Below are 26,998 nucleotides of genomic sequence, written 5' to 3'. Positions count from 1 at the left end.
CAAATTGTTCATGTTCTTTTCGATGCGTCGACGCCCGACTCGGATCGTGGATAAGGAGGGTTTGAAGAAATGGGCTGGCGCGTCGGGGTCGACTCAGGCGGCACCTTTACGGACATCTGTCTGTTCGAGGAGGAGAGCGGGCGCATCGAGATATGGAAAGTGCCTTCCACCCCGCACGATCCCTCGATCGCGATCGGCGACGGATCGTCAGAGGCGTTGCAGCGCGTCGGGGCCACCCTCGCCGGAGTGAGCTACTTCGGACACGGCACCACCGTCGCCACCAACGCCCTTATCCAGCACCGGGGCGTGCGCACCGGACTGATCACCACCGACGGGTTCCGCGACCTCATCGAGATCGGCCGCCAGAAACGACCGGATCTCTATGACATCCAGGCCGACAAGCCGCAGCCGCTGGCGACGCGCGACCTGCGCATCGGCGTGGTCGAACGCATCGCCCATGACGGATCGGTCGAGACACCGCTCGACGAAACCGCGGTGCGGCAGGCCGCGCGCGATCTCAAGGCCGCCGGCGCCGAAGCGGTCGCAATCGCCTTTCTCTACAGCTTCGTCCACGCGGACCATGAAGAGAGGGCGCGGCAGATCCTGGCCGAAGAGTTTCCCGAGGCCTTCGTCTCGATCTCCCATCGCGTCGCACCCGAATTCCGCGAGTATGAACGCATATCCACGACGGTTGTGAACGCCTATCTCGGCCCGGTCATGCAAGGCTATGTTCGGCGCCTGCAGAAACGCCTGAACGAAGGCGGCCTTGGCGCGACGCCCCACCTCACCCAGTCGAATGGCGGCGTCATCAGTTTCGAGACCGCGGTCGAAATGCCGGTGCGCACGGTCCTTTCCGGTCCCAGCACCGGTGTCGTGGCCGCGCAGGCGCTGGGAGCGATGACCGGCATCGCCGATCTCATCACCTTCGACATGGGTGGAACGAGCACCGATGTCGCGCTCCTGTCCGGCGGCATGTGCCGGGTCGTCGGCGACGCCGTCGTGCACGGATATCCGATCAAGGCGCCGATGCTGGACATCCATACGGTCGGCGCGGGTGGAGGCTCGATCGTCCACATCGACAGCGGCGGGCTGGTGAAGGTAGGGCCGCGCAGCGCCGGTGCGTTTCCCGGTCCGGCCTGCTACGGTCACGGCAGCCTCGAGCCCACAGTCACCGACGCCAACGTCTTCCTGCAAGCGCTGAACCCCGAACATCTGCTGCGTGGGCGCATGAAGGTTCACCGGGCCCTGGCGCGGGACGCGCTTGCAACCGTGGCCGACCAGGTCGGGATGAGCGTCGAGCAGGCGGCGGACGGAATTCTCGACATCGTCACAGCCAGCATGGCGAAGGCCATCCGCGTCATCAGTGTCCAGCGCGGCCACGACCCGCGCGACTATGCCCTCGTCGCCTTCGGCGGCGCGGGGCCGCTCCACGCCGCGCGCCTTGCCCACGAACTCGACATGAGCCGCGTGCTGGTTCCGCTCACCCCGGGTATATTGTGCGCAATGGGGCTGCTCATGACCGACCTGCGCACGGACTATGCGGTGACGCGGCTGGCGCTGCTGGACGCCCTCGCGCCATCCGCTCTCGACAGCATCTATGCTGATCTGGAGATGCGCGCCGCGACGTGGTTCACGGCCGAGGGCATCCATCCCGACGCCCAGCGCATGCATCGTGCCGTCGAGGCGCGCTACAAAGGGCAGAACTACGAGATTTCGATCGAAATCCCGGCCGGCGTTACCGGCGAGGCTGCGATCGACGCGATCCGCCAGGGCTTCACCCAGGCGCATCAGCGGCTCTATGGTTTCGCTGTGGAAGATGGCGAGATCCAACTCGTCACATTCCGTCTGCAGGCGGTGGGGGTTGTCGACAAGGCTCGATTCCGCCCACGCCCGCTCGAGGGCGCCGATGCCTCGGCAGCAGTGATGGCCGAGCGAGAGGTCTGGTGCGCGGCCTCGAAGAGCTTTCGCCGCAACATCGTCTACGACCGGCACAAGCTCGCACCGGGCAACGTCGTTCATGGGCCGGCGATCATCGACCAGATGGATACGACGACGGTGGTGCCGGCGGGCTGCGTCGCCCGCGTCGATCCCTATCTCAACATCATCATGGAGATTGGCCGGTGAAACAGGCTCAAAATGGTTTCGAGGTTGCGCCGAACGCAATCACCGTCGAAGTACTCGGCAGCGCTTTCAATTCGATCGTGGAGGAGATGGGCGAGGCGCTCGTCCGCGCCAGCCACTCCACCAACATCAAGGAACGCCGCGACTGCTCGACGGCCCTCTTCGACGTCAACGGCGAAACGCTCTGTCAGGCCGAGCATGTCCCAATGCATCTCGGCAGCTTCATCGACTTCATCCCCTGGATTCTGGAACGCGTTGACCTCGACGGCCTTCGTCCGGGCGACGTCTTCATTGGCAACGATGCCTATGAGGGCGGCGGCACACACCTCCCCGACATCGTCATGGCGGAGCCGGTCTTTCACCAGGACAGGCTCGTGGCGTGGTCGATCAACACGGCGCATCACGCGGATTTCGTCGATCGCGGCCATGAGAACATCTACCAGGAAGGCATCCGTATCCCGCCCGTGCGCCTCTATCGCGCCGGGCAGCTGCAAGAGGACGTCCAGTCCCTGTTTCTCCTCAACTGCCAGGTTCCAGCGGAGCGCATTTCGGACCTGCGCGCCCAGATGGCGGCGAACCGCCTTGGCGTCAGCCGCATGCAGGCGCTGTGCGAAAAATACGGTGCCGACACTGTCGCGGCGGCCGGGCGCGAATTGCAGGATTATGCAGAGCGTCGGATGCGCGCCGGGCTGCGCAGCCTGCCCGACGGCGTCTACAGTTTCTCGGACTGGTTCGACTGCGAAGCCTTCGACCGGCAATGGGAATTCTCCGCAACGGTCGAGATAAGCGGAGACTCGATCAGCGTCGAAGTGTTCAGCCCGCCACAGGTTCGCGGTGCACTGAATGTCTGCCACACTGCCCTGCTCGCAACCGTATACTACGCCGTCAAATCGATCGTTGACCCGACGATCCCGCCGAATGCCGGTCTCTATCGAGCCATCGAGGTCAAGGCCGCGAAAGGCTCGATCCTGAACTGCGCCCATCCGGCAGCGGTCGACAACCGCATCGCCGCCTGTCAGCGCGTCGTCGATCTTGTCCATGGAGCCCTGGCGCAAGCGGCGCCCGAGCGCGTCACCGCCGCCAGCAATGGCTGCTGCTTCGACATCACCTTCTCGGGTTTGCGACCCGACGAGTCCTATTGGGTCTATCTCGAGACCATTGGCGGCGGCAACGGCGCGCGTGTCGGCAAGGACGGGCTCGACGGCGTCCACGTTCACATGACCAACACGTCGAACCTTCCCGTGGAGGCGCTTGAAGTCGAATACCCCCTGACGCTTCTGCGCTACGAACTCATCGACGGTTCCGGCGGCGACGGGCGATACCGCGGTGGCATGGGCATCCGCCGCGTCTATCGCGCCAACGCCCCTTGCCGCGTCCATTACGGCGGCTCGCGCATGCAGTCGCGGCCCTGGGGCTTGGATGGCGGCGGGCCGGGCTCCGGCGGCGCATTTCGATTCTCGGAAGGAATCGCCCCCTTTGTCCAGGGGGTCGGCGAAGTGCAGGCGGGCGATGTGATTGAGGTGCTGACGCCCGGAGCGGGTGGATATGGCGATCCAGCCCTGCGCGATCCCGAAGCCATGGCCCGGGATCGGCGCGAAAGACGGGTTTGCTAAAGGGCGATCTCGACCTTGCCGACCGGATTGGTCGAGCAGGCCAGGACGTAACCCTGCTGCTTCTCCTCGTCCGAAAGTACGGACCGCTCGCGATCAGCGGCATTCGGCGCGATCCGCCTTTCGCCGCTGGTCACCCTGCAACGGCATGTGCCGCAGATGCCGGCCTCGCAGTCCGCCGCAAGGGCGATACCTTCCCGTCTCGCGAGTTCGAGAAGCGTCACCGCGCCGGTTCCGGTCGCGACCTTGCCCGACCTCGAGAACACGACCGTATAGTCGCCGATCGGCGCCGGTTCCGCCTCATCGGGATCAGCGCCGAAACTCTCCTCTAGGAACGGCCCCGTTGGGGCAGGCTGCCAGGCCCGATGCAATGCGCGCGCTGCGTTGCGGAATCCCGTGGGCCCGCAGCAGAACACGGTCCGCTCGCCGAAGTCCGGACAGACGTCGCCGATCATCGTGGCGGCCAAACGGCCGTGATGCACAACCCCGTCGCCCAGCGTCTCGTCCGGTGCGCCCGTGAAGTTCCAGGAGACACGCAGCCGCGGCCCGAGTTGCTTCGAGAACCAGCGCAGTTCGTCCACGAACGGCATGTCGCGCGGAGCGCGTGCGCTATGATGGAAGACGATGTCGCGATCCAGACCGGCATCAACGACGAAACGCAGCATCGACATCATTGGCGTGACGCCGCTGCCCGCCGACAGGAAAAGCAGCTTCCGCGCGCTCCCGGCGGCACGCAGATGAAAACGACCATTCGGTCCCAGCGCGCGGATGCCGTCGCCCACCTTTAGGCGGCCGTGCAGCCAGTGCGAAATATAGCCGTCCTCGGCGCGCTTGACGGTGATCGACACGTCGAGAGGCCGCGATGGCGAGGATGAGAGCGTGTAGTTGCGCCGGACAGGTTTGCCATCGATCTCGGGCAGGATGGTGATGAACTGCCCCGGCAGGTAGCTGAACGGCTCGTCGGAGGTGAAGCGGAAGGTTCGGAGGTCGTGCGCCTCGTCCGTGATGCCAACGCAGGTGAGCAGCTTTTCCCGCTTGCCGCCCGAGATGATCGGAATACCGGCCGAAAGCAGCCTTTCGACTGGTTTGACGGTGGCAGGTCGAATGACGATCGGCGCCTTGCGCGACAGCACGTCGACCTCGTCGCCGACATACAACCTGCCCGTATTCTGCGGGATGAGGAACTGCCCGAAATAGACCTGCCCGTCCTCGCCGCGCCGCTGCTTGCCCAGCAACGCCAGTGGCTCGTGGTCTGGACGCCCGGTTCCCGTCGCCGGATCGAGCGTCACCATCACACAGCGGTCGCAGGCGCCGGCCACCTCGAACACGATCTCGCCGATCCGCAGGCGGCCCCATGCATCCTCGTCGAAGGCGGCGGGACCCGAGACAACGAGGTTGGGCCTGAACCGGTCCATCTCCGCCGGCTGATCGAGATAACGATTGAGGTCCGCCAGCGAGCCCGTATTGGCAAGCAGCAAAGGCGCGGTATCGGCCAGACTGACGATCCCGCCCGAGCCGAGTGTCAGCGGGCGGACGGCGCGGTCGTCCTGCACCGCCAGCCGGCACGGACGCTGCAGATGCCCGGAGAGCCATTCGGCAACCGCGTCCCCGGCGTCCTGCGCTGTGACAGTGCTGCTCCACACCGATACGGGCTCGGCGAAGGGCCGCAAGCGCGAAAGGTCGAACGCGATCGGAGGCCGATCTGGTGAAAACAGGATCACCTCGCTGCCGTCGCGCTCGACGCGTATCTGCATCAGGCGGGGTGCGACGCGGGCCGTGATCCCGTTGCCGGCCGGGTCGACGGCCATCATGCGGCGATCGTCCGCCAGGCCCTGGCGCTCGACACGGGCCGACAGAACGGAACGCCCGCGCGCCGACTTCAGCGGGAAGACGTGCAAGCTCTCGACACGGTATCCGGCGTTCATGTCACCGCAATCAGCCCGTATAGGCGGTCTTGACGGTCGTGTAGAATTCCTTCGCGTATGCGCCCTGCTCCCTCGGCCCGTAGTTGGACCCTTTGGTTCCGCCGAACGGCACGTGGAAATCGACGCCCGCGGTCGGCACGTTGACCATCACCATACCGCTGCGCGAGTGCCGCTTGAAATGCTCGGCATGCTTCAGTGACGTCGTGGCGATGCCGGAAGACAGGCCGAACTCGGTGTCGCGCGCCACCTCCAGTGCCTCATCGTAATCCCTGACGCGGATGACCGAGGCGACTGGCCCGAAGATCTCCTCCCGGTTGATCCGCATCGCGTTGGTGGTCTCCGAAAACAGCGCCGGCTGGAGGAAATAGCCTTCGGTCGGGCGCTTCACAAGCTCGCCGCCGGCCTCCAGCTTTCCGCCCTCCTCCTTGCCGATCCGGATGTAGCGCAGGTCCTGTTCGAGCTGGCGCTCGTCGACCACGGGGCCGATCTGGCTTTCCGGGTCCAGCGCGTCGCCGACCTTCAGCGCCAGTACCCGCTCGCGCACCGCCGCGACCAGCCGGTCGTGAATGCCTTCGGTCGCGACGATGCGGCTCGAGGCGGTGCAGCGCTGGCCGGTCGAGTAAAACGAGCCATTGACGACCGCCTCGACGGCTACCTGCAAGTCAGCGTCGTCCAGCACCACGAACGGGTTCTTTCCCCCCATCTCCGCCTGCACCTTCGCGCCGCGCCCCGCCGCCGTGGCGATCGCGGCCCGGCCGGTCGGCACCGAGCCGGTGAAGGAGATCGCGTCGACGTCGCGATGCTCGATGATCGCCTGTCCCACTGTGCGGCCGGGGCCCATCACGAGGTTGAGCACCCCGTCCGGAAGGCCAGCCCGCTTCAGGATGTCGACCAGCGCCCAGGCGCTGCCCGGCACCAGGTCGGCCGGCTTGAAGACGATGGTGTTGCCATAAGCCAACGCCGGCCCAATCTTCCACGCCGGGATCGCGATCGGGAAGTTCCATGGCGTGACGATGCCGACCACACCGACCGGCTCGCGCGTCACCTCGACCTTGAGGCCCGGACGCAGCGAAGGCAGCACGTCGCCTGGATTGCGCAGCGCCTCGCCGGCCATGTATTTCAGCACCATGCCGGCGCGCATCGCCTCGCCCTTGCCTTCGGCAAGCACCTTGCCTTCCTCCCGGCTCAGCAGTTCGCCGAGTTCATCCTGACGTGCGAGAATCTCGCTGGCGGCGCGGTCGAGAATGTCGAAGCGCTGCTGCGGCGTAGAGACCGACCATGCCGGAAACGCGGCCCGCGCCGCGGCGACCGCGGCATCCACCGCCGAGCCATCCGATGCAGAATAGTGGCCGATCACGTCGGAGATGTCGGACGGATTGCGGTTTTCGCGCATATCGCGGGCCGAAACCCATTCGCCACCGATCAGATTCGGCTTCGACATAACGGCCACTTGTGGCTCCCTTTCGCGCGGCAGATGCGAAGCCGGGCCATCCGAACCTCGCCGAAAGAATTTTCGCACATCTATATTGCGATCGCAGATCGCACAAGATATTTCAGAATGACGGTCACGGCACCGTAAGGAAAATTGATTTTCAACGATAAATTCTTCTGATGCCGTTCCAATCGGATGAGATAACTGAAATAGTTTAGCGCAGAATGGAGAGCGTGATGTCCGACCGAGACTACTGGCACGGTATCGCTGACACACTGGCCTTCCCGACCCATGCGATTATCGACGGGCAGAAGGTTGCCGCCCGCTCCGGCAACACCTTCGCCTCGATCAATCCCGCCACCGGCAAGGTGCTCGCGGAGGTGGCGGCATGCGGTGCGGAGGACGTCGATCTGGCGGTCTCTGCGGCGCGGCGCGCCTTCGACGTCGGCACCTGGCGGGACATGCCGCCGGTTGCGCGCAAAAAGATCCTGCTGCGCCTCGCCGAGCTGCTGCGCGCGGAGCTGCCCCAGCTGGCCGCGCTGGAATCGCTCGACATGGGCAAGCTCGTGCGCGACGCCTACCGAAATGACCTCGCCAATGCCATCGACATCCTGCAATGGCATGCGGAGGAGGCGGACAAGGTCTACGACGAGGTGGCGCCGCTGCCGCCGGGCAATCTCGGCCTGATCCGTCGCGTCCCGCTCGGTGTGGTCGGCGCTGTCGTTCCTTGGAACTTTCCGTTCAACATGGCGATCTGGAAATGCGCGCCTGCACTCGCAGCGGGCAACAGCGTGGTGCTGAAGCCCGCCGAGCAATCGCCCTTCACCGCACTGAGGCTGGGCGAACTCGCGCTGGAAGCCGGCATTCCGGCTGGCGTGCTCAACGTGGTGCCGGGCTTTGGCGAGACTGCCGGACAGGCGCTCGGTCGCCACATGGATGTCGACTGTCTCGCCTTCACCGGATCGACGGCGGTGGGCAAGCTGTTCCTGAAATATTCGGGCGAATCCAACATGAAGCAGGTCTGGCTGGAATGCGGCGGCAAGTCGCCCGTCCTCGTCTTCCCCGACTGCAAAGATCTCGGCGCCGCCGCCGACCAGGTCGCTTCTGGTATCTTCTACAACCAGGGCCAGGTATGCTCGGCCGCCTCGCGACTCTACGTCCATACCTCGATACGCGACCGCTTCATCGATCTCCTGGTCGAGCGCGCCGGGCACTACCGCCCCGGCGACCCGCTCGATCCCGCTTCCGGGCTGGGCGCGATGGTCGACGCCAACCATGCCTCCAACGTTATGCGTTTCGTCGAACAAGGCCGCAAATCGGCCGATCTCGTTACCGGCGGGAATGCTGTGACAGTGGCCGGCGCCGGCAGCTTCATTGAGCCCACCATCTTCGCCGGCGTGCGCCCGGACGCCGTGATCGCGCGCAACGAGATCTTCGGGCCGGTCCTGTCCGTCATGACATTCGACGACGAGGCAGAAGGCGTCCGGCTTGCCAACGACAGCATCTACGGCCTCGCCGCCTCGATCTTCACCGACGATCTCGCCCGCGCGCATCGCGTCTCGGAGCAGATCGCTGCCGGCGTGGTCGCCGTCAATGTCGTCGATCCGGTCAATCCGGCGATCCCTTTCGGTGGCTTCAAGCAGTCCGGCACCGGCCGCGACCTGTCGCGCCATGCGATCGAGAAATACACCTCGCTGCGCAGCACCTGGATACGCTACCGCCACTAAACCCCGGAGAGCCCAATTGGCATCGACCCAGACCAGCGACGCGGCCATTGCCTGGCTCGCCGCCCATCCCGAGATCGAAAGCCTGCGCGTCGCGGTCTGCGACCTGAACGGCGTGCTGCGCGGCAAGCGCATCGGCGCGGACCAGGCCCGCAAAGCGCTGGAGGGCGGCATGCGCATGCCCTACTCGCTCGTCGGCCTCGACATCTGGGGCGAGGACATCGAGGGCAACGCGCTGGTCTTCAGCACGGGCGACGCCGACGCCATCTGCCACTGGACGGGTCGCGGCATCCTGCCCGTCGGCTGGACCTCGCATCCGACGGCGCTCGTGCAGCTGTCGCTCGCGCATGACGATGGAAGGCCGTTCCTGGGCGACCCCCGCCAGGCGCTCGCGGCGATCCTCAAGCGCTACGCCGAGCGGGGGCTGACGCCGGTCGTCGCGACGGAGCTCGAATTCTATCTGTTCGATCCGACCTCCAGGAAGCCGGTCGGGCCGGTCTCACCCGTGACCGGCAAGCGGCTCGATTCCGACGCGGCGCTGTCGATCGACGAGATCGACGCCTTCGAATCCTTCATCCATGACGTCTATGCCGCCTGCCGCGCGCAAGGAATCCCGGTCGACACGGCGATCGCCGAGAACGGTGTCGGCCAGTTCGAGATCAACCTCAACCATCTGCCCGACGCCCTGCGCGCGGCGGACGACGCGGTCCTTTTCAAGCGCACGGTCAGGGGCATCGCTCGCAAGCACGGCTTCGCCGCCAGCTTCATGGCCAAACCCTATGGTGATCGCGCCGGCAACGGCCTGCACGTCCATTTCAGCCTGCTGGATCGCGACGGCAACAACATCTTCAACGACGGCACAGACAAAGGTTCCGATGCCATGCGCCATGCCGTCGGCGGGCTTCTGGCCGGTATGGCCGAGAGCACGCTGATCTTCGCGCCGCATTTCAATTCCTACCGGCGGCTGCGTCCGAACTCCTATGCGCCGACCGTCGTGGCATGGGGCTATGAGAACCGGATGGTGGCAATCCGCATTCCTGGCGGCCCGAACAAGGCGCGGCGCATCGAGCATCGCGTCGCGGGGGCGGATGCCAATCCCTATCTCGTTCTGGCCGCGATGCTCGGCGCCGCGCTGATCGGCATCGAGCGGGGGCTCGAGCCCGGCGAGCCCATCGTGAGCGATGTCGGCTCGCACGGGTTGCCGAAGCTGCCGGCCGATTGGGTGTCGGCCATCGACGCGTTCGAAGCAGGTTCCCTGATGGCCGAACTGTTTTCCCCCGATCTTCGCGATGCGTTCGTGGCCTGCAAGCGGCAGGAGCTGAACACCTTCGCGCGGGAGGTGAGCGACTTCGAGATCGACACATATCTGGAAAGCGTCTGACCATGCGCAAGCCGCTTGTGGCCGTCGCCACCGATACGACGCTGATCGATGGCGTCCACTGGCATTCGACGCAGGCGCAATATGTCGACGCGGCTGCGAAAGCGGCGGGCCTGACGCCGTTGCTGGTACCGAATCTCGCGGCAGATCTCGATGTCGATGCAATCCTCGATGCGGTCGACGGCGTCCTGCTCACCGGCTCCCGGTCAAATGTCTACCCCGCGCTCTATGGCGACGCCCCAATCGACGCCAACGGCCCGTATGATCGCGAGCGCGACGCCACCGCGATGCCGCTGCTGCGGCGGGCGCTGGAGCGGGGCATACCCCTCTTCGCCATCTGCCGGGGCATGCAGGAGCTGAACGTCGCAACTGGCGGCACGCTGCTGACCGAGATCCAGGAGCGGCCGGAAGCGCTCGACCACCGCGCTCCCGACCTGCCGGACAGGGCGGAGCGGTTCGGGCTGCGCCAGATGGTCAAGCTCAGGGCCGGCTCGCAGATCGCGGAGATTCTTGACGACGAACGCGCGGTCGTAAACTCCCTGCACCGGCAGGCCATCGGCGTGCAGGGCAAACGGATCGTGGCGGATGCCGTGGCTGAAGACGGCATCATCGAAGCCGTGTCCGTCGCGGATGCGACCGACTTCGCCCTCGGCGTCCAGTGGCATCCGGAGTTCTGGGCCGGCAGCGATCCCGCATCCTCCCGCCTGTTCGCGGCCTTTGGCGATGCGGTGCGCTCACACGCGGCGCGCCGTGGCATCTGATCGGAGACCACATGCCCCTCGATCCGCAGATCCGGTCCATGCTCGATGCACTGCAGGCAGCCCGAACCGATCCACCCGCGCCGGTCACTCTTGAGGAATCGCGCGCCATCTACCGCAAGCAATATCTCGACATGAGCCGGGGACCGGACGGCGGTGTCGTGCAGGAGACGATCGCGCTGCCCGGCGCGGCCGCGGGCGTGACCATCACGCTCTACAGGCCGGCGACATCGGGCCAAGCCCTGCCGCTCATCCTCTATCTTCATGGCGGCGGCTTCGTGCTTGGCGATGCGCAGGCCTATTCGAAACAGTCGGCGCGCATTGCCGAGAGCTGCGGCGCGATCGTTGGCTTCCTCGACTACCGGCTGGCGCCGGAACATCCCTTCCCGGCGGCGCTCGATGACACGCTGGCCGCGACGCGCTGGCTGGCGGACAATGCTCCACGTCTCGGCGCGGACACGGACCGCTTCGGGCTGATGGGCGACAGCGCCGGAGGGAACCTCGCCATCCGGGCAATGATCGAGGTCCGGCCGCAAACGTTGTTCCGGGCCGTCACGCTGCTTTATCCCGTGACGGACTTCCGGCCGTATTGCAGCCTGGCACCTCACAGTGCTTCGGACGAGGACTACCGGACCGGCTACTACCTCGAGCGGCCCGCCATGGAATATTTTGGTCGAGCCTATCTCGCCGGGAACCTCGAACGTTCGGCGGATCCGCGTGTCTCTCCGCTGGCGGAAAGCGACCTCGGCGGCCTTCCTCCCGTGGCGATCTATGGCGGCGAATACGACTTGCTGTGGGACCAGGGCCGAGCCTTCGCGAAACGGCTGAAAGCGGCCGGAGCGAATGTCGCCTATCGCTGCTTCGACGGCCTGATCCACAATTTCATGCAACAGGCGGGTCTGTCGGAAGCATCGGACCGGGCATTCAGGATCGTCTGCGCCGAGATGAGGGCGGCGCTTGGTCAGGCCGCCGGCGTGTCGTGAAAATGCGCGTACTTCAGGAGATAGGCAGCGCCTTCCCGGATGTCGCGGATGATCGCGTCGCGCGCCCTCGCGGCGTCTTTGGCCTCCAGCGCGGCAAGCGCTTCCTCATGATAGTCGATCTCCAGGATGCCTGACAGGTCTCCCGCGAACGTGCTGGCATAGCTCCTGAGAAACGGGCCGACCTGCATCCACAGCGTCTCGATTAGGAAGATCATGCAGTCGTTGCCGCAATGGCGGTAGATGGAGAATTTGAACTCGTAGTTCAGCCGCAGGTAGAGTTCAATGTCCCCCGCCCGCGCCGCTTCGGTCAGCGCATTGCAGTTGCGTCGGACGGTGCGCAGATTGTTGCCGTTGATCAGGCCGGTCGCCGCCTCCGTGGCCGCACCTTCAAGGACGGCGCGCGTTTCCATGAGCTGGCGGAAGGCGTCCGCTGTCATCGGCGGCACCTCCATGCTGCCATTCGGCAGAGCGCTGAGCGCACGCAGCGACTGCAGCCTGGACAGCGCGCTTCGCACCGGCATGTCGCTGGTGCCGAGTTCCGCCGCCAGCTTGCGCGAGGTCAGCTTCTGCCCCGGAGCGAACTGCCCCGACATCAGCGCCTTGACGATCTCCTGGTAAACCTTCTCGTGCAGCGGCACCGCATCGACGGCATTGAGTCCGAACCTGGGTTTGCTGGTCATTTGCTGGCTTCCCTCGGCGATCGCGCGCGCCTGAGCCGGTAGGGGGCGGCGCGAAACGCGTCAATGTCTTTCATGCCGCAGGCTGGGCGGCCGAACCATCGAACTTTCGGTCGAGCAGCATCGCCGCGTCGAGCAAGCGGCGCGTGTAGGGATGCTGCGGACGGTCGAAGATGTCGTCGCGGCTCCCTACCTCGACGATCCTGCCGTTTTCCATCACCGCGACGCGGTCCGCGACCTGCTCCACGGCGCCCAGATCGTGCGACACGAACAGGCAGGCAAAGCCGTAGCGCTCCTGGAGCGAGCGGATCAGCTGCAGGATCTGCTTCTGCACCGTCATGTCGAGCGCCGAGACCGGCTCGTCGGCGACGACGAAGGCCGGCCGGCGCACGATGGCGCGGGCGATCGCGACACGCTGGCGCTGGCCGCCGGAAAGTTGGTGCGGCAGCCGCCTCAGGAATTCCGGCCCGAGACCGACCTCCGTGCAAACTTCGCGGACCCGCCTGTCGCGGTCAGCCCGGCTGATGGTCGGATCGAGCTTCAGCGGCTCGCCCACAATGGCGTCGACCCGCTGGCGCGGATCGAGCGACGAGTAGGGGTCCTGGAAGATGATCTGGATGTCGGCGCGCTGCTCCTTGATGTCTTCGCCGCGGTCGAAGCGGAGCGGTCTGCCGCGGAAGGTGATCGAGCCCGATGTCGTGCCCACCAATCCGACGATCGCCCGCCCAAGTGTGGTCTTGCCCGAGCCCGACGCGCCGACCAACGCCACTGTCTCGCCGCGTCCGACCTCCAGATCGACTGTATCGACGGCTCGCTTGGCCTCGCTGGTACGGAACAGGTGCCGGCGGCCGGGATAGTCGATGACGATGTCGCGCATCTCGAGCAACGGTTCGGCCCGCGCCGAACTCCGCGCCCCGCCCGCGTGCCGCTTCGGCAACGCGTCGACCAGCCGCCGCGTGTAGTCGTGGCGAGGGTCTCTCAGCACGTCCCTGCTGTGCCCCTGCTCGACCGCCTTGCCCTTGTGCATCACCACGACGTCGCGGGCATAGTGCGCCACCATGCCGAGGTCGTGGCTGATCAAAAGCACGGCCGTGCCGTTCTCGCGCGTCAGCTCCATCATCAGGTCGAGCACGTCGCGCTGCACCAACGTGTCCAGCGCGGTCGTCGGCTCGTCGGCGATCAGCAGTTCGGGCTTCAGGAGCATGACCGAGGCGAGCATGATGCGCTGGCGCATGCCGCCGGAGAACTCGTGCGGATAGGCCGACAGGCAGCGTACCGGATCCTTGATCTGGATCCGCTCCAGCATTGCAAGGGACCGGTCGCGTATTTCGCCGTTGCCGAGCTTGTGATGGAGCCGGAGCCCTTCCGCCATCTGCTCGCCGATGCTCATCGACGGGTTGAGCGAGACCATGGGTTCCTGGAAGACGATGCCGATGCGGGCGCCGCGTATAGTTTGCAGCGAGCGCGGCTGCATGCCGACCAGTTCAGTGCCATGGAAACGGATGCTGCTGCCGGGTGCGATTGTCAGCGGCGGCGGCAGCAGGCCAAGGATCGAGCGCGCCGCCACAGTTTTGCCGGAGCCGGATTCACCGACCAGCGCCAGCATGCCGCCGGGGCCGATCGAGTAGTCGAGCCCGTCGACGATCCGGGAACCGCCGGGCCCGATGGTGACGGAAAGGCCGCTGACCGCGACCACCGCCCGTTCGCTTTCGGATATGCTCGCCATGGCTCAGCCCTGCATCTTTGGATCGAGGCGGTCGCGGATCGCGTCGCCCAGCATGTTGACGCCGAGAAGGGTTATCGAGATGCACAATCCCGGCAGGATGATCAGGTGCGGCGCCTGGGTGATGAAGGGCCGGCCCGTGGCGAGCATGTTGCCCCAGGTCGGCGCCGGAGGCGGCACGCCGAGCCCGAGGAAGGACAGCGCGCTCTCTGACAGGATCACCCAGCCGAACATGGTCGTGGCGAGCACCGTCATCGGCGCGACGCAGTTGGGCAGCACGTGCCGCAGCATCGTCGTCAGTTCGCTGTTGCCCATCACCCGCGACGCCTCGATATATTCGCGCTCGCGGATCGACATCACGCTCGCCTTGGCGACCCGCACGACCGCCGGCATGTAGGCAAGTCCAAGCGCGATGATGATGGCGTTACGGCTTGCACCCGCGATCGCCATGATACCGAGCGCCAGCAGCAGGCCCGGGAAGGCGAGGAAAGCATCGTTGAACATCATCAGAATCCGATCCGTCCAGCCACGCAGGAAGCCGGCGAGCACGCCGAAGATCAGCCCGAAAAACACTGCGAAGGCGACCGTCGCGAAGGAAATCCACACGCTCGTCCGCGCGCCGTAGATCAGGCGGCTCAGAATGTCGCGCCCGAATTCGTCGGTGCCCAGCCAGTATTTCGCGGAGGGCTCGCTCATGCGCGATAGCAAATCGAGGCCGAGGGGATTGTGCGGCGCGATCTGCGGCCCAAGCACCGCCAGCAGGATCAGCAGCCCGACGATGCCGCCGCCGAGCACGGCATTGGCGTTTCGCCGCGCGGCGCGGATTGGAACGGCGCTCATTGCGTGATCCTGGGGTCGAAGAGCGGATAGAGAAGGTCCACGACCAGATTGACCAGGACGTAGATCACCGCGACGAAAAGGATGCAGCCCTGCACGATCGGGTAGTCGCGGGCGTAGATGCCGTCGACCAGCAGCCGGCCAAGGCCGGGGATGGTGAAGACGGTTTCGATCACCGCGATGCCGCCGAGCAAGCTGCCCAGGATCAAGCCGATCAGCGTCCAGGTCGGGGCGAAGGCGTTCTTAAACGCGTGCCGCCACATCACCGCCGATTCAGACAGCCCCTTGGCACGGGCATGCGTGATGTATTCGAGCCGTGCCACCTCGATCGTGCTGGCGCGCGCCATACGCACGATGGAGCCGATCTCGATCAACACCAACGTCAGCACAGGCATGGCGATGAAGGACAGCGCCTTCATGAAGTCCACGTCAAAGGAGACGAATCCCACGATCGGGAACCAATTGAGCTGCAGTCCGAAGAACAGCAGGATCATCAGGCCGAGCCAGAAGCTCGGGATCGACAGAAGCAGCGTCGAAGTCGCGACCACCGCGAGGTCGGCAAGACTGTTCTGCTTCCACGCGGCGAACATCCCCGCCGGAACCGCGATCAGCCCCGCAAGCCCCACCGCCACGACGACGATCGTCGCCGATACCGAGAAGCGCTCCAGCATCAGCGGCAGCACCTCCTGGTTCGAGGTGATCGAATGGCCGAAATTGCCGGTCGCGATGTTCGAGAGCCAGATGAAATACTGGGTGACCAGCGGCAGGTCGAGCCCCATCTGGTGGCGCAGCGCCTCCAGCTGCTGGGGGCTCGCCAGATCGCCCAGCATGATCTTCGCCGGGTCGCCGGGGATGAGCCTCACCATCACGAAGACGGCGATGGTGACGATCAACAGGGTTGGGATTGCGGACGCCAGCCGGCCGAGCAGGAACCGTTTCACGTCACAGACCTCCGACCAGCTGCGACATCGGCAACGCACTCGACATGCGGGGCCGTCGGTGTCGGGATGTGTCTTCGTCCTGAGAGCATGCAGGGGGCACCGGATCAGACTGAACTGACACAGTCATATATCGCGATCAACGATCGCGCAATTCGGATCATCGAAAACTGTCGAACGATCTCTTATCCTTTGAATTCAAAATTCTTTTTTGAATCGTGTCGTGCGAACAGGCCCCTTGATCCGTTTTTCTTCTCCCCAGTTTTCTGAACCACGCAGCGTCAGAATATGCCGAAACCGGCGGCTGGGCGAGTCAATCTGCCGGGCACGGCGGCCGGACCATCAGCCGTCGTGGCAGGCTGATGGATTCGTCCCATTCAACGCGCAGTGTGCTGACTGCCCTGGAGGCAATCCTGAAATCATACTTGGCGCGCGACGTCACCCGCGTCCTGCAACCGCCACACATTCCGGAACGGGTGTCTTCGCCGCGCCGACGCGAAACCACTGGTCGAGATTGTCCGCCACGAGGTTGCCCATGGCGCGGCGGGTATGGACCGAGGCCGCGCCGAGATGCGGCAGCACGCAGACGTTGGGCAAGTCGAGCAGCGCCTGCGGCACATCGGGCTCGCTCGCGAACACGTCCAGCCCGGCGGCTGCGATGGTGCCGTCCACGAGTGCTGCGATCAGCGCCTCCTCGTCGACGGTGCTGCCACGGCCGATATTGATGAACACGCCATCGGAACCCAGCGCCGCCAGCACCTCCCGATTGACGGCCTTGTCGGTCGCCGGCGTCCCCGGCGCGACGGAGATCAGCGTATCGACCGCCTCGGCCAATTCGAGCAGCGAGGCATGATAGGCATAGGAAACGCCTTCGACGCGGCTTCGGTTGTGATAGCTCACCGGAAGACCAAAGGCCTCGACGCGCCGCGCCACCGCGAGGCCGATGCGTCCCAGGCCGAAGATGCCCACCTTGCGCTCGCGCAGTGTCAGGCGGCTCGGGGGATATTCGTCGTCTCCCACCCATTTGCCGGCGCGCACGAAGGCCTCCGCCTTCGGCAGTTCCCGAACGGTGTTGATCAAAAGGCCCAGTGCCGTATCGGCAACCTCCTCGGTCAGGACGTCCGGCGTATTGGTGACGACCACGCCCCTGGCCGCGGCGTGGCGTGAATCGACCGCGTCATATCCGACGCCGTAATGCGCAATGATCTCTAGGGCTGGCAGCGCGTCGATGAAGCGGCTGTCGATCCGCCCCGCAGACGCGATGCCCCTTATCTTGGCGACCTCTCTCGCCGGCAGCAGCGCCGCATCCGCGCTGTCGATCCGCAAGACGCGGTAGGTCTTGTCCAGCCTCTCGGCCGTATGGTCGTTCATCCACCCGGGAATGAGGATCGTCGTGTGTTGGGCTTCAGTCATGGGGACTCCGTGCGCGTCAGGAGATGCGGTCCGCCGCGACGGCATCCGTCGCAACGGCCTCGATGTCGATGCCGAGGCGCGCGCCCGTGTTGAGCACGTGGATACGCGCCGCCTTGCGTGCAGCCGAGGCGTCGCGGACGAGGATCGCGTCGAAGATCGCCCGGTGCTCGCGCGCCGCATCCGTGCTTCCGCCCGCCCTGCCGGCGGAATTCCGCCGCGACAACGAGATGTTCTTGCGGAAGAACTGGCTGAGGAAGACGAACAGGTCGGCGAAGTGGCCATTGCCGGTCGCGGCACAGATCGCCCGATGGAAGTTGATGTCCGCCTCGATACCGGCGTCAATGTCTCCGGCCCGATCGAGCCGCACCATTGCCTCCAGTGCCTCACGCAGGACGGCGATATCCGTATCCGACCGGCGCAGCGCCGCAAACCCCGCAGCCTCGATCTCGACGCCGAGGCGTAATTCGAGGATGCGCTTGAGATCGTCCAACTCGGGACCGGAGGCGATCGAGAACGTCTCGGACGGTAGCGCATCGCAGACAAAGACGCCAAGCCCCTGCCGCGAGGTGACGAGCCCCTCGGCCGACAGCCGCGCCAGCGCCTCGCGCGTCACCGTGCGGCTCACGCCCCACATGTCCGAGAGCGCCTGAACGGAAGGAAGCATGGCGCCCGGCATAAGCGAACCGGAGCGGATCTGCCCGCCGATGCCGTCTGTCACCTGCTCGACCAGGCTCGGATGGCGGCGCGCTACCGGCGGCGTCGCCGCAACTGAAGACAACAAAGGATTCGACATGGTTTGATGCTTATCATATCACCTGACATCGTCAAGCGGCCGGCGGTCGACCGCTTCGCCAGACGAGAGTTTGAGATGAGCGACGAACCCAAAGGCATGCGGCGCGGCCTTGCGCACTACGGAGACGCCGGCTTTTCGCTGTTCCTTCGCAAGGCCTTCATCAAGGCGATGGGCTATTCCGACAGCGCGCTCGACCGGCCGATCATCGGCATCACCAACACCTTTTCAGGCTACAATGCCTGTCACCGCTCCGTGCCGGACATGATCGAGGCAATCAAACGTGGCGTCATGCTGGCCGGCGGCCTGCCCATCGAGTTCCCGCTGGTGTCAATCCACGAAGCCTTCTCGCACCCCACCAGCATGTTCCTGCGCAACCTGATGGCGATGGATGCCGAGGAGATGATCCGCGCCCAGCCGATGGATGCGGTGGTGCTGATCGGCGGCTGCGACAAGACGGTCCCTGCCCTCTTGATGGGCGCTGCGAGCGCCGACATTCCCGCGATCCTGACCGTGACGGGCCCGATGATCACCGGCAGCCACAAGGGCGAGCGCCTTGGCGCCTGCACCGACTGCCGGCGCTTCTGGGGCCAGCATCGCGCCGGTGCGGTCGATGCCGTCGAGATCGAGGAGATCGGCGACAAGCTCGCGCCCGGCCCCGGCACCTGCATGGTCATGGGAACAGCGAGCACGATGGCGCTTCTCGGCGAGGCCATGGGCATGATGTTGCCAGGCGGCGCGGCGATCCCGGCCGTCCATGCCGACCGCCTGCGTCATTGCGAGGCGACCGGCGAGCGCGCCGTAGCGCTCGCGGCCGAGAAGCTGCGGCCGTCGCAGATCATGACGCGCGCTGCGATGACCAACGCGCTACGCGTACTGCAGGCAGTCGGCGGCTCCACCAACGGCGTGGTGCACCTTGCCGCCATCGCCGGGCGTCTCGGCTTTGACCTCGACCTGGAGGAACTCGACCGGTTGGGCGCGGAGACGCCGGTGCTGGTCGATCTGAAACCCTCTGGTCAGCATTACATGGAAGACCTGTTCAAGGCCGGCGGCTTGACCGCGGTACTGCGCGAAATCGGCCATCTGATCGACCAAAGCTGCCTGACCGTGACCGGCAGGAGCGTCGGCGAGAACCTGGCGGCGCAGCCCGCCGGCTGGCACAACGACGTGGTTCGGCCACTTTCCGACCCAATCCACCGGGGCGGCGGCATCCGCCTGCTGGGCGGCAACCTCGCGCCCAACGGCGCCATCATCAAGCAGGCTGCGGCCAGCCCGGCCCTGCTCCGGCATACAGGCCGGGCGGTCGTCTTCACGTCGCTTGAGGACATGGCAAACCGGCTCGATGCACCGGATCTCGACGTCAGGGCCAACGACGTTCTGGTGCTGCAGAATGCCGGACCGAAGGGAGCGCCGGGCATGCCGGAAGCCGGCTACATACCGATCCCGCGCAAGCTCGCCGCTGCAGGGGTCAAGGACATGGTGCGCATTTCCGACGCCCGCATGAGCGGCACCGCCTTCGGCGCCATCGTGCTGCATGTCTCGCCGGAGGCGGCCGTCGGCGGTCCCCTCGCCCTTGTCCGCGACGGCGACCTGATCGAGCTCGACGTCGAGAATGGCAGTATCGCCCTGCTCGTCGAGGACGCCGAGCTGGAAGCACGCCGCGCCATCTGGTCGCCCCCCGCCCACATCCGCGCCACGCGCGGCTATGCCAAGCTCTATTTCGACGAGGTCCTGCAGGCCGAGGACGGCTGCGACTTCAATTTCCTGCGGGCCAATCCCCGCTGAATTCGCCCCTTGATCCACCTCTCCATTGAACGGGTCCACCTTGAAGTATGGTTTTGACCATGACGGAGGGGCACAATCGCAAACACACAAGCCCGACGAGATCGTCACGAAGCTTCGCGTTCATCGCCTCTGCCTTGCAGGACTGATCACAGCAACGCCCGGAAGCCCATGGAGAACAGCTAATAGAAAGCCTCAATGCTCGCCTCCGCGATGAGCTTCTCAACGGTGAGATTTCTGCACGCTCAAGGAGGCCAGTATCATCCTCGAAGCTGGCGCCAGCATTACAACACCGTGCGCCCGCAAGGATCGCTCGGCTACAAGCCGCCAGCGCCCGAGGTCTTCGTCCCGGAACTCACGCGGAGCGGCGTCTCCAACCAATTAGCGATACGCTGCAAGAACCGGTCACATTCGGCAAGTTGTTCGACGGCTATCCACTCGTCCGGCTGGTGCGCCTGTGCGATCGTCCCCGGACCGCAGACAACAGTTGCAATCCCCGCTTCATCGAAGAATCCACCTTCCGTACCAAATGGAAGGTCACGGGCCGGAAGCTGCCCGCCCAACTCGGCCGCAAAGGCCATGGCGTCGGCATTTTGCATAAGAGGCGGTACACGAGCGAGAAGCGTTTTCGTCGGCGGTTCGGTTTGCGTCTGCAAATATGTCTCCACCGCCGCCAGCACCTCCTGCGTTGTGGAGTCGTCCTTCGGTCGAAATTCCCAGACAACATCACATCTGCTTGGCACAATGTTTATTGCAGAGCCGCCTTCGATCCGACCCACGTTGAAAGTGGCGTCTTGGCTCCTGTTTTTTTCGGCACCGAGCATTTGGATGAACGTTGCAAACGCCGCGGCGGGATAAATTGCACTGGTTCCCTCGGAAGGATCGCTTGAGTGGGCCGCCTTGCCTCGAAATTGAGTTTCGTAGCCAAAAAAGCCTCGGTGTCCATTTCCGATACGCATTTCGGTCGGTTCGCCGACGATCGCAAACGCCGGCTTGCATTCTGCGGCCAGCAAATCCTGAACCAATCGGGATACACCCAGACACCCGACTTCCTCATCATAGGAGAAGGCGAAATGGACTGGCCGATGTAGCTTCCTGGTGGCGATTTGCGCAGCCACCGCCATGCAACAGGCCAGGAAGCCCTTCATATCCGCGGTGCCTCGACCGTAGAGGCGGCCATTGTCTTCACGAAGAATGAACGGATCTGACGACCATTGCTGATCATCGACGGGAACAACATCCGTGTGCCCCGACAGGACAACGCCTGGAACCTCTGCCGGGCCAAGGCTCGCGAGGATGTTGGCCTTGGTTCTCCGGTCATCGAATGTCAGGCGAACGCGCGCGCCGAGACGCTGGAACCGGTCAACAGCCCAGTCCACGAGCGCGAGATTAGAATTGCGCGACGTGGTGTCGAAGGAAATTAGTTGCTCCAGGATCGCGCGCGTGTCGCCCATGCCGAAGTTGGTCTCGCTGACAGCTGAAACGGTCTTTTCAAAGTCTGTGTGTGGCCGCCGAAGACAGGCGTTCCCGAGCAAGGAGCATTGCTGCGGCGTTCGTCTGAATGCCTTCGCTTTCGGAGCGCTGGAATATCGCAAGCAGGCTGTCGCCTATTCCTTTCACATTCCGATCGACGAGCGCCTCGTCGAAACCTTCCCGCTCCGATGCGACCCTTATCATTCCACCCGCGTTGATAACGAAATCCGGCGCATAGAGAATTCCCCTCGCCCTTAGCGCCTCGCCATGGTGATCCAGGGCGAGCTGATTGTTGGCAGCACCTCCGACAATCTCGACCCTGAACAAAGGCAGCGTCTCGTCGTTCAGGATAGCTCCCATGGCGCAGGGCGCGAAGATATCCGCCCTCGCCCCGTAGATTTCTTCCGGTGGGACGCTGGTCGCGCCAAACGCGGCGACGGCCCTGGACACCCGCTTGTCATCGACATCAGTGACGACGAGCTTCGCCCCGGCCGCATGGAGCAATTCGCACAGGTGCCAGCCGACATTGCCGAGCCCCTGCACCGCCACGGTCTTGCCGGCCAGCTGATCCTCGCCCCAACGATGACGCGCGGCAGCCAACAGCCCGTAGTAGACCCCTCGAGCAGTTGTGGGTGACGGATCGCCGGTACCGCCCAGTTCAACGGGGAGGCCGACGACATGCTTTGTCTTTTTGTGAAGTTCCCCGAAATCCTCGACCGTGGTGCCGACGTCTTCGGCGGTGATGTATCGTCCTCCCAGGCGTTCCACCGCGATGCCCATCGCCTGAAGCAGCGCGGGTGTCTTCTGGGTCCTTGGATCGCCGATGATCACGGCTTTGCCACCTCCCAGATCCAGATTCGCTGCCGCTGCCTTGAAGGTCATGCCACGCGACAGGCGAAGGACGTCTCGCAGCGCTTCGGCCTCGGAGGCATAGGGATACATGCGACAGCCGCCGAGGGCCGGCCCGAGGGTCGTATCGTGGATCGCGATGATGGCCCGAAGTCCGGATGGCTCGTCGGCGACGAATACGACCTGCTCGTGATCGGCAAAGTCACCCGCTGAAAACACGGTCATGAGAGAACTCCTGCATGCGCTATTAGGGTGTGGAAGGGGCTGGCCAACGTCGCGTTGCAACAACGAAGCCGCAAAGGATCAACACCGCGCCAATTATGTGAAATCCGGCCACGGGTTCACCGAGAACGAGGAAAGCGAGGATCGCCGTGAACAAAGCCACGAGGTGAAACGATGCCCCCGTCACGCTCGGTCCCAAAGTTGCGACGCAGCGGTTCCAGAGGATGAATGCAAAGAGGGAGGCGAAAACGCCGATGTAGACGACCGCACAGACCGACGCGGCATCAAAGGGGATTCTGGCTCCGGCTGCCAGCTCCCAGGCCCAGAAAGGCAGAAGCACGCCGAGGCCCGCCACCATCGTACTGGCCAGGAAGACGAGTGCCTCAAGTTCGCCCGGCTTGCGCCTGACGAGGACGGAATAGACCGCGTAGTTGGCAACGGCGACGAGGACAAGCGGCTCTCCGGCAGCAAAGCCGATATGGGCCAGATCCGCCGGGTTGCCGCGCGCCACGATCCATGCGACGCCGACGAACGATATCAGGATACCCAGGATGGTCATCTTCCGAACCCGTTCCACGCCAAGGGCAAACGCGGCAAGCGGCACCATCAGGGGAAGGGACGAGTTCAGAAAGGCGACGCTCGCCGCCGGTACGGTCTGCAGGGCGACGTAGCCGAGGGCGTTGTAGCCGGCGATCCCGAAAGCCCCACATAGCAGGATCAGAAGCCAATTCTGGCGCAGCAGGCTGCGCTGGCGCCATACTGCCCCGGACACGAAAGGGGCGAGAACGGCAATGGCGACAACCCACCTGCCAACGGCGAGCGAGACAGGCGGATAGTCGTTGGCGAGAGCCCGCCCGAGCACGAGGTTGCCGGCCCAGAACAGCGGGGGAAGCGGCAGGAGAAGAAGGGGCCGCGACCACAGATATGTCAGCGTGTTCATCGGGCGGCGTCTGAGACCAGTTCGGCAAGTCCGATCCGGAGGCGGCGGTTGTGACGACCCTTGTTCTCTATCTTGAGAATGCGAACCGGAGGCGACTCGCCGGTGGAGGAGAGATGCGTGCCGCCGCAGGCCTGGCGGTCCAGTCCAACGATTTCCACTATGCGTACGAGGCCGTCCGGCGACGGCGGCGGCGCCACCGATCGCGAGCGAATGAGCCCCGGTTCGTTGAATGCCGCATCCTGCGGAACATGCGACTGGCGAACCGCAAGATCCTTGCGGATCACGTCGTTTATTTCTGGTTCTATGGCCCGCAGCCGGTCGTTGTCCGCCTCCACGAGGTCGAAGTCGATACGAGCAGTACCGTCACCCGACATTTGCACTCCAGTCACAAGCGCTCCATCGAAGTCCCGGTAGACCAGGGCGTTCACGATATGCAGATCGGTGTGCAGCTGGCGCATGAGACGCCTGAAACCATGGTCGACTTGCGCCGTGACTTCGGCGCCGGGAAGTTCAACGGGCTCATCGAGCAGATGCCAGATGCGTCCATCCTGGATTTCAAATCCCGATACGGCTACCTCGCCGTGCGACCATTCGATGATGCCGCGATCGGGGAGCTGGCCGCCACCGCCCGGATAGAACGGTGTTTCCGCCAGCAGTACGCTGCCCGGCTTTGCGTCAAGCACCTGGGTCCGGTGAGAATAGGTTTCAGGATGATCGAGACAAAAATAGTTAGCCATGTCGTTCTTCCGAAGCGGAGTTCGCCCGAGACGGGCCGCGTCGGAAGTCAGACTAGAAGCCGGAACGCTTCGTTTATTGGCTTAAATTGCGCGTACGTTTGGATCGATCATGGCCGCCCTGATCCATTGAAGGGGTGTTATCCCGAAGCAACGTTTGAAATGCCTGGTGAGGGCACTCTGGTCATAGAAGCCTGCACTCAGCGCGGCCTCCGCGATCGGAACACCGGCTTCGAGAGCGTTTACCGCGATGTTGAGACGGAGCTGCGTGAGAAAGGCATGCGGCGTCAGTCCCGTGGTTCTCTTGAAAAGAGCGATCAACTGGAACGGCGTCAGCCCAACTTCCTGGCTCAGATCGGCGAGTGTGAGCTCCTGATCGTGCCGATCATGCATCAGTTCCTTGAGGGTGCGCACCTTGGTCCGGTCAGCGAACCGAACCGACAGATGCGCCTTTCCGGACCCGTGGCGCCGGAACAGTTCGCCGAGGCTGCCAACCAGCAGCTCATGCTGCTCGAGCTGGTCCCCTTGCAAATCCAAGGCGCGGTGAAGCCGCATGAAATCGCCGATCAGATCGGCGTCGGTGAAGACGTTCTCCATGAAATACGGGGTCCGCTCGAGTCCGAGCTCCTGCTTGAGAATGTCGAGCGCCGGCGCCGAGAGATAGAGGCTGCGATAGCGCCAGCGGTCGCTTCGGCCCATTCTCCCGGAGTGTGGTTCGTCGGGATTGAACGCGAGCAGCACCGACGTCTTCGCTTCCTCAGTACGCCCGCGGCTTCTGAACTCCGAGCCACCCGTCTCGGTGACCGCGATGACCAGAGCATCGTGGCTGTGCGGGGCATATTCGTGCGTCGTAAAATCGGCAGCCAGACAACTCAGGCCGTGGATCCGAGGATCGCGCCAGTAGCGCGCGCTGTTGCGTGTGTCTATTCGAGGCACGCCCGCAAGCCCTCCATAGGCTTCAGACAACGCGTTCCTCCAGACGCGCGGCCCGCTAAAGTCGTCCAGGTTCCTTGTATCATCCGTGCCGCGTTCCGTTCAAACGAATTGCTGCCCGGCGTTCAATGCAGAATTTGCGAGAGAAAGGCCCGCGTTCGCTCGTTGCTCTGATCGGTGAAGAAGGTCGCAGGGGACGCAACCTCGACGATTTGCCCTCTGTCCATGAATGCAATGCGATCTGCAACCTGACGCGCAAACCCCATTTCGTGGGTGACGCAGATCATGGTCAGGCCCGATTCGGCGAGACGAACCATCACGTCGAGGACTTCGGCGATCATCTCAGGGTCGAGGGCGGATGTCGGTTCGTCGAAGAGCATGACCTTGCTCTCCATGCAAAGGGCGCGCGCTATCGCGACGCGCTGCTGTTGCCCGCCGGAGAGCTGATGCGGATATTTCCCCGCCTGATCGGCGATCCTTACGCGATCGAGATGTCGCATGGCGATCTCCTGCGCCTCCTTCGTCGGGAGGCGACGAACCAGGACCGGAGCGATCGTGCAGTTTTCGAGCGCCGTCAGATGCGGGTAGAGGTTGAACTGCTGGAATACCATTCCAACCATTTGACGCACCCGCCTGATATCCGATGGGCCTCCATCGACCCTCTGGCCGTGAACAAGGATTTCCCCGGCGTGGTGCGTCTCGAGCTGGTTGATGCATCGGATCAGCGTCGACTTTCCAGATCCTGACGGACCACATATGACGACCCGCTCGCCGGCCCCGACGGAGAGGTCGATGTTCTTGAGAACTTCGTACGAGCCATATCGCTTTGATACCCGTCGAAATTCCACAGCCGGCACGTGGCTCATCGTGTTTTCCACCTTCTGGAATGGTCTGGCCAGACCGGGGGACGGCGCTGGATGCGACGTCCCCCCGCCTTCGGTCAAAGGGAGGGCAACGTTGCCGGCAGCGGCTCGCCAAACCACTTTTCGGAAAGCTCGTCGAGACCGCCCGCCAGTCGCTGGTGGAGGATGAAGACGTTCAGCCAACGAAGCAGATCCTCGTTGCCGCGCGTGACACCCAGGAAAGCGGGCGAGTTCTTGATGACGATCTTGCTTTCGATATCGAGTCCGGGATTGTTTGCAGCGATGACCGCAGCTGCGGTGTTTCCGCTCACCAGCACTTCGACCTGACCCGTGAGCCATGCCGACGTTGTCGTGGCATTGTCCTCGAAACGCATGATGTTCGCATCGGGGGGAGCAAGCCGCGAAATCTCGAGGTCCTCGAGATTGCCTCGCGTCACGCCCACCGTCTTGCCGGCGAGATCGGCGTAACTTTTTATGTCGACCTTACCGGAGGCAAATACGCCGGAATAGAAGGGAGCGTAGGCGCTTGAGAACCAGATCGATTTGGCCCGTTCCGGATTTGCGCCGAGTGCCGCAACGACGATGTCGGCCTTGTCGGTTTGAAGATAGGGAATGCGATTTGCCCCTGTCGTGACGACCAGTTCGAGCTTCACGCCCAGGTTCTCGGCGATGCGTTTGGCGACGTCGATGTCATAGCCTTCCGGTTCCAGTTTGGCATTGAGAGCTCCGAACGGCGCAAAGTCCTGCATGACCGCGATACGGACGGTCCCTCGCTGGAGAATTTCGTCGAGTGTCCCGGAAAACGCGCTGCTCTGCATCACAAGCAAGGCCGCGGTGACCGAAACAAAGAAAGAAGAAAGTCGCTTCAGCATTTTTGTTCCCCATTGTTGTTG

At 64.3% G+C, this 26,998-nt stretch carries 22 protein-coding genes and 1 pseudogene; 8 read left to right on the top strand and 15 right to left on the bottom strand.

Annotation, left to right across the window (positions count from 1 at the left end):
• Positions 1-69 precede the first annotated feature (69 nt).
• Complete coding sequence (locus B9Z03_RS08865) at positions 70-2,124, top strand: hydantoinase/oxoprolinase family protein (RefSeq protein WP_085463880.1); 2,055 nt, start codon at positions 70-72, stop codon at positions 2,122-2,124.
• Positions 2,121-3,734 (top strand): hydantoinase B/oxoprolinase family protein, encoded by a 1,614-nt coding sequence (locus B9Z03_RS08860; protein ID WP_085463879.1) that lies wholly within the window; start codon positions 2,121-2,123, stop codon positions 3,732-3,734. The genes B9Z03_RS08865 and B9Z03_RS08860 overlap by 4 nt, the downstream gene beginning before the upstream one ends.
• Here the strand turns inward: B9Z03_RS08860 and B9Z03_RS08855 are convergent.
• Together B9Z03_RS08855 and B9Z03_RS08850 are read right to left on the bottom strand one after the other, a co-directional pair.
• Positions 3,731-5,656 carry an MOSC N-terminal beta barrel domain-containing protein gene (locus B9Z03_RS08855; protein ID WP_085463878.1) on the bottom strand — a complete coding sequence of 642 codons (1,926 nt, stop codon included), beginning with the start codon at positions 5,654-5,656 and terminating at the stop codon, positions 3,731-3,733. The two genes, B9Z03_RS08860 and B9Z03_RS08855, sit on opposite strands and share 4 nt — an antisense overlap.
• 10 nt (positions 5,657-5,666) lie before the next feature.
• On the bottom strand, positions 5,667-7,097 hold the full coding sequence (locus tag B9Z03_RS08850; RefSeq protein ID WP_085463877.1) for an aldehyde dehydrogenase family protein: 1,431 nt from the start codon (positions 7,095-7,097) through the stop codon (positions 5,667-5,669).
• 227 nt (positions 7,098-7,324) lie between these two features.
• Here B9Z03_RS08850 and B9Z03_RS08845 point away from each other — a divergent pair, with 227 nt between their 5' ends.
• The 4 genes from B9Z03_RS08845 to B9Z03_RS08830 are packed head-to-tail and all read left to right on the top strand — an operon-like array spanning position 7,325 to position 11,931.
• Positions 7,325-8,815: an aldehyde dehydrogenase gene (locus B9Z03_RS08845; RefSeq protein WP_085463876.1), complete on the top strand. Its 1,491-nt coding sequence runs from the start codon at positions 7,325-7,327 to the stop codon at positions 8,813-8,815.
• A 16-nt stretch (positions 8,816-8,831) separates the two neighbouring features.
• Positions 8,832-10,193 carry a glutamine synthetase family protein gene (locus B9Z03_RS08840; protein ID WP_244561695.1) on the top strand — a complete coding sequence of 454 codons (1,362 nt, stop codon included), beginning with the start codon at positions 8,832-8,834 and terminating at the stop codon, positions 10,191-10,193.
• A gap of 2 nt (positions 10,194-10,195) precedes the next feature.
• On the top strand, positions 10,196-10,951 hold the full coding sequence (locus B9Z03_RS08835) for a gamma-glutamyl-gamma-aminobutyrate hydrolase family protein (protein ID WP_085463874.1): 756 nt from the start codon (positions 10,196-10,198) through the stop codon (positions 10,949-10,951).
• Positions 10,952-10,962: 11 nt separating this feature from the next.
• The gene (locus B9Z03_RS08830) at positions 10,963-11,931 is read left to right on the top strand and encodes an alpha/beta hydrolase (protein ID WP_085463873.1); all 969 of its coding nucleotides are present in this window, start codon (positions 10,963-10,965) and stop codon (positions 11,929-11,931) included.
• On the opposite strand, the gene B9Z03_RS08825 is transcribed toward B9Z03_RS08830, so the two are convergent.
• From B9Z03_RS08825 to B9Z03_RS08800, 6 genes are all read right to left on the bottom strand, one after another.
• Positions 11,910-12,611 (bottom strand): GntR family transcriptional regulator, encoded by a 702-nt coding sequence (locus B9Z03_RS08825; RefSeq protein ID WP_085463872.1) that lies wholly within the window; start codon positions 12,609-12,611, stop codon positions 11,910-11,912. The genes B9Z03_RS08830 and B9Z03_RS08825 overlap by 22 nt on opposite strands.
• Before the next feature lie 70 nt (positions 12,612-12,681).
• Complete coding sequence (locus B9Z03_RS08820) at positions 12,682-14,334, bottom strand: dipeptide ABC transporter ATP-binding protein (protein WP_085463871.1); 1,653 nt, start codon at positions 14,332-14,334, stop codon at positions 12,682-12,684.
• A gap of 3 nt (positions 14,335-14,337) precedes the next feature.
• On the bottom strand, positions 14,338-15,171 hold the full coding sequence (locus tag B9Z03_RS08815) for an ABC transporter permease (protein WP_085463870.1): 834 nt from the start codon (positions 15,169-15,171) through the stop codon (positions 14,338-14,340).
• On the bottom strand, positions 15,168-16,109 hold the full coding sequence (locus B9Z03_RS08810; protein WP_085463869.1) for an ABC transporter permease: 942 nt from the start codon (positions 16,107-16,109) through the stop codon (positions 15,168-15,170). The genes B9Z03_RS08815 and B9Z03_RS08810 overlap by 4 nt, the downstream gene beginning before the upstream one ends.
• A 435-nt stretch (positions 16,110-16,544) precedes the next feature.
• Complete coding sequence (locus tag B9Z03_RS08805; protein ID WP_085463868.1) at positions 16,545-17,519, bottom strand: 2-hydroxyacid dehydrogenase; 975 nt, start codon at positions 17,517-17,519, stop codon at positions 16,545-16,547.
• A gap of 16 nt (positions 17,520-17,535) precedes the next feature.
• Entirely contained in the window at positions 17,536-18,297 is a 762-nt protein-coding gene (locus B9Z03_RS08800; protein WP_176247474.1) for a FadR/GntR family transcriptional regulator, read from the bottom strand.
• 90 nt (positions 18,298-18,387) lie between these two features.
• Here B9Z03_RS08800 and B9Z03_RS08795 point away from each other — a divergent pair, with 90 nt between their 5' ends.
• Together B9Z03_RS08795 and B9Z03_RS29335 are read left to right on the top strand one after the other, a co-directional pair.
• The gene (locus tag B9Z03_RS08795; RefSeq protein ID WP_085467558.1) at positions 18,388-20,094 is read left to right on the top strand and encodes an IlvD/Edd family dehydratase; all 1,707 of its coding nucleotides are present in this window, start codon (positions 18,388-18,390) and stop codon (positions 20,092-20,094) included.
• Between the two features lie 157 nt (positions 20,095-20,251).
• Positions 20,252-20,454, top strand: a pseudogene (locus B9Z03_RS29335) (integrase core domain-containing protein); the annotation flags it as partial.
• Here the strand turns inward: B9Z03_RS29335 and argE are convergent.
• The 7 genes from argE to B9Z03_RS08760 all read right to left on the bottom strand — a co-directional run bounded on the left by argE (position 20,409) and on the right by B9Z03_RS08760 (position 26,977).
• Entirely contained in the window at positions 20,409-21,545 is a 1,137-nt protein-coding gene (argE, locus tag B9Z03_RS08790) for an acetylornithine deacetylase (protein ID WP_085463866.1), read from the bottom strand. The pseudogene B9Z03_RS29335 and the gene argE sit on opposite strands and share 46 nt — an antisense overlap.
• A gap of 37 nt (positions 21,546-21,582) precedes the next feature.
• A complete protein-coding gene (locus B9Z03_RS08785; protein ID WP_085463865.1) occupies positions 21,583-22,638 on the bottom strand; it encodes a Glu/Leu/Phe/Val family dehydrogenase in 1,056 nt (351 codons plus the stop codon).
• Between the two features lie 22 nt (positions 22,639-22,660).
• The gene (locus tag B9Z03_RS08780; RefSeq protein WP_085463864.1) at positions 22,661-23,575 is read right to left on the bottom strand and encodes a DMT family transporter; all 915 of its coding nucleotides are present in this window, start codon (positions 23,573-23,575) and stop codon (positions 22,661-22,663) included.
• The gene (locus B9Z03_RS08775) at positions 23,572-24,312 is read right to left on the bottom strand and encodes an alanyl-tRNA editing protein (protein WP_085463863.1); all 741 of its coding nucleotides are present in this window, start codon (positions 24,310-24,312) and stop codon (positions 23,572-23,574) included. Before B9Z03_RS08775 ends, B9Z03_RS08780 begins: the two co-directional genes overlap by 4 nt.
• An 81-nt stretch (positions 24,313-24,393) precedes the next feature.
• Positions 24,394-25,275 carry an AraC family transcriptional regulator gene (locus B9Z03_RS08770; protein ID WP_210191356.1) on the bottom strand — a complete coding sequence of 294 codons (882 nt, stop codon included), beginning with the start codon at positions 25,273-25,275 and terminating at the stop codon, positions 24,394-24,396.
• Between the two features lie 92 nt (positions 25,276-25,367).
• Positions 25,368-26,108 carry an amino acid ABC transporter ATP-binding protein gene (locus B9Z03_RS08765; protein ID WP_085463862.1) on the bottom strand — a complete coding sequence of 247 codons (741 nt, stop codon included), beginning with the start codon at positions 26,106-26,108 and terminating at the stop codon, positions 25,368-25,370.
• Positions 26,109-26,182: 74 nt separating this feature from the next.
• Entirely contained in the window at positions 26,183-26,977 is a 795-nt protein-coding gene (locus tag B9Z03_RS08760; protein ID WP_085463861.1) for a transporter substrate-binding domain-containing protein, read from the bottom strand.
• Positions 26,978-26,998 lie beyond the last annotated feature (21 nt).

The organism is Mesorhizobium australicum (assembly GCF_900177325.1).
GTDB classification, from domain to species: Bacteria; Pseudomonadota; Alphaproteobacteria; order Rhizobiales; family Rhizobiaceae; genus Mesorhizobium_A; species Mesorhizobium_A australicum_A.
Note: the sequence above shows the minus strand (reverse complement) of the source record. Positions and strands in the feature narration are given on the sequence as shown.

Coding starts and splice junctions, on each gene's coding strand:
- B9Z03_RS08865 (WP_085463880.1), top strand. CDS start 70: ATGGGCTGGCGCGTCGGGGTCGACTCAGGCGGCACCTTTACGGACATC.
- B9Z03_RS08855 (WP_085463878.1), bottom strand. CDS start 5,656: ATGAACGCCGGATACCGTGTCGAGAGCTTGCACGTCTTCCCGCTGAAG.
- B9Z03_RS08850 (WP_085463877.1), bottom strand. CDS start 7,097: ATGTCGAAGCCGAATCTGATCGGTGGCGAATGGGTTTCGGCCCGCGAT.
- B9Z03_RS08845 (WP_085463876.1), top strand. CDS start 7,325: ATGTCCGACCGAGACTACTGGCACGGTATCGCTGACACACTGGCCTTC.
- B9Z03_RS08835 (WP_085463874.1), top strand. CDS start 10,196: ATGCGCAAGCCGCTTGTGGCCGTCGCCACCGATACGACGCTGATCGAT.
- B9Z03_RS08830 (WP_085463873.1), top strand. CDS start 10,963: ATGCCCCTCGATCCGCAGATCCGGTCCATGCTCGATGCACTGCAGGCA.
- B9Z03_RS08825 (WP_085463872.1), bottom strand. CDS start 12,611: ATGACCAGCAAACCCAGGTTCGGACTCAATGCCGTCGATGCGGTGCCG.
- B9Z03_RS08820 (WP_085463871.1), bottom strand. CDS start 14,334: ATGGCGAGCATATCCGAAAGCGAACGGGCGGTGGTCGCGGTCAGCGGC.
- B9Z03_RS08815 (WP_085463870.1), bottom strand. CDS start 15,171: ATGAGCGCCGTTCCAATCCGCGCCGCGCGGCGAAACGCCAATGCCGTG.
- B9Z03_RS08805 (WP_085463868.1), bottom strand. CDS start 17,519: ATGACTGAAGCCCAACACACGACGATCCTCATTCCCGGGTGGATGAAC.
- B9Z03_RS08795 (WP_085467558.1), top strand. CDS start 18,388: ATGAGCGACGAACCCAAAGGCATGCGGCGCGGCCTTGCGCACTACGGA.
- argE (WP_085463866.1), bottom strand. CDS start 21,545: ATGGGCGACACGCGCGCGATCCTGGAGCAACTAATTTCCTTCGACACC.
- B9Z03_RS08785 (WP_085463865.1), bottom strand. CDS start 22,638: ATGACCGTGTTTTCAGCGGGTGACTTTGCCGATCACGAGCAGGTCGTA.
- B9Z03_RS08780 (WP_085463864.1), bottom strand. CDS start 23,575: ATGAACACGCTGACATATCTGTGGTCGCGGCCCCTTCTTCTCCTGCCG.
- B9Z03_RS08775 (WP_085463863.1), bottom strand. CDS start 24,312: ATGGCTAACTATTTTTGTCTCGATCATCCTGAAACCTATTCTCACCGG.
- B9Z03_RS08765 (WP_085463862.1), bottom strand. CDS start 26,108: ATGAGCCACGTGCCGGCTGTGGAATTTCGACGGGTATCAAAGCGATAT.
- B9Z03_RS08760 (WP_085463861.1), bottom strand. CDS start 26,977: ATGCTGAAGCGACTTTCTTCTTTCTTTGTTTCGGTCACCGCGGCCTTG.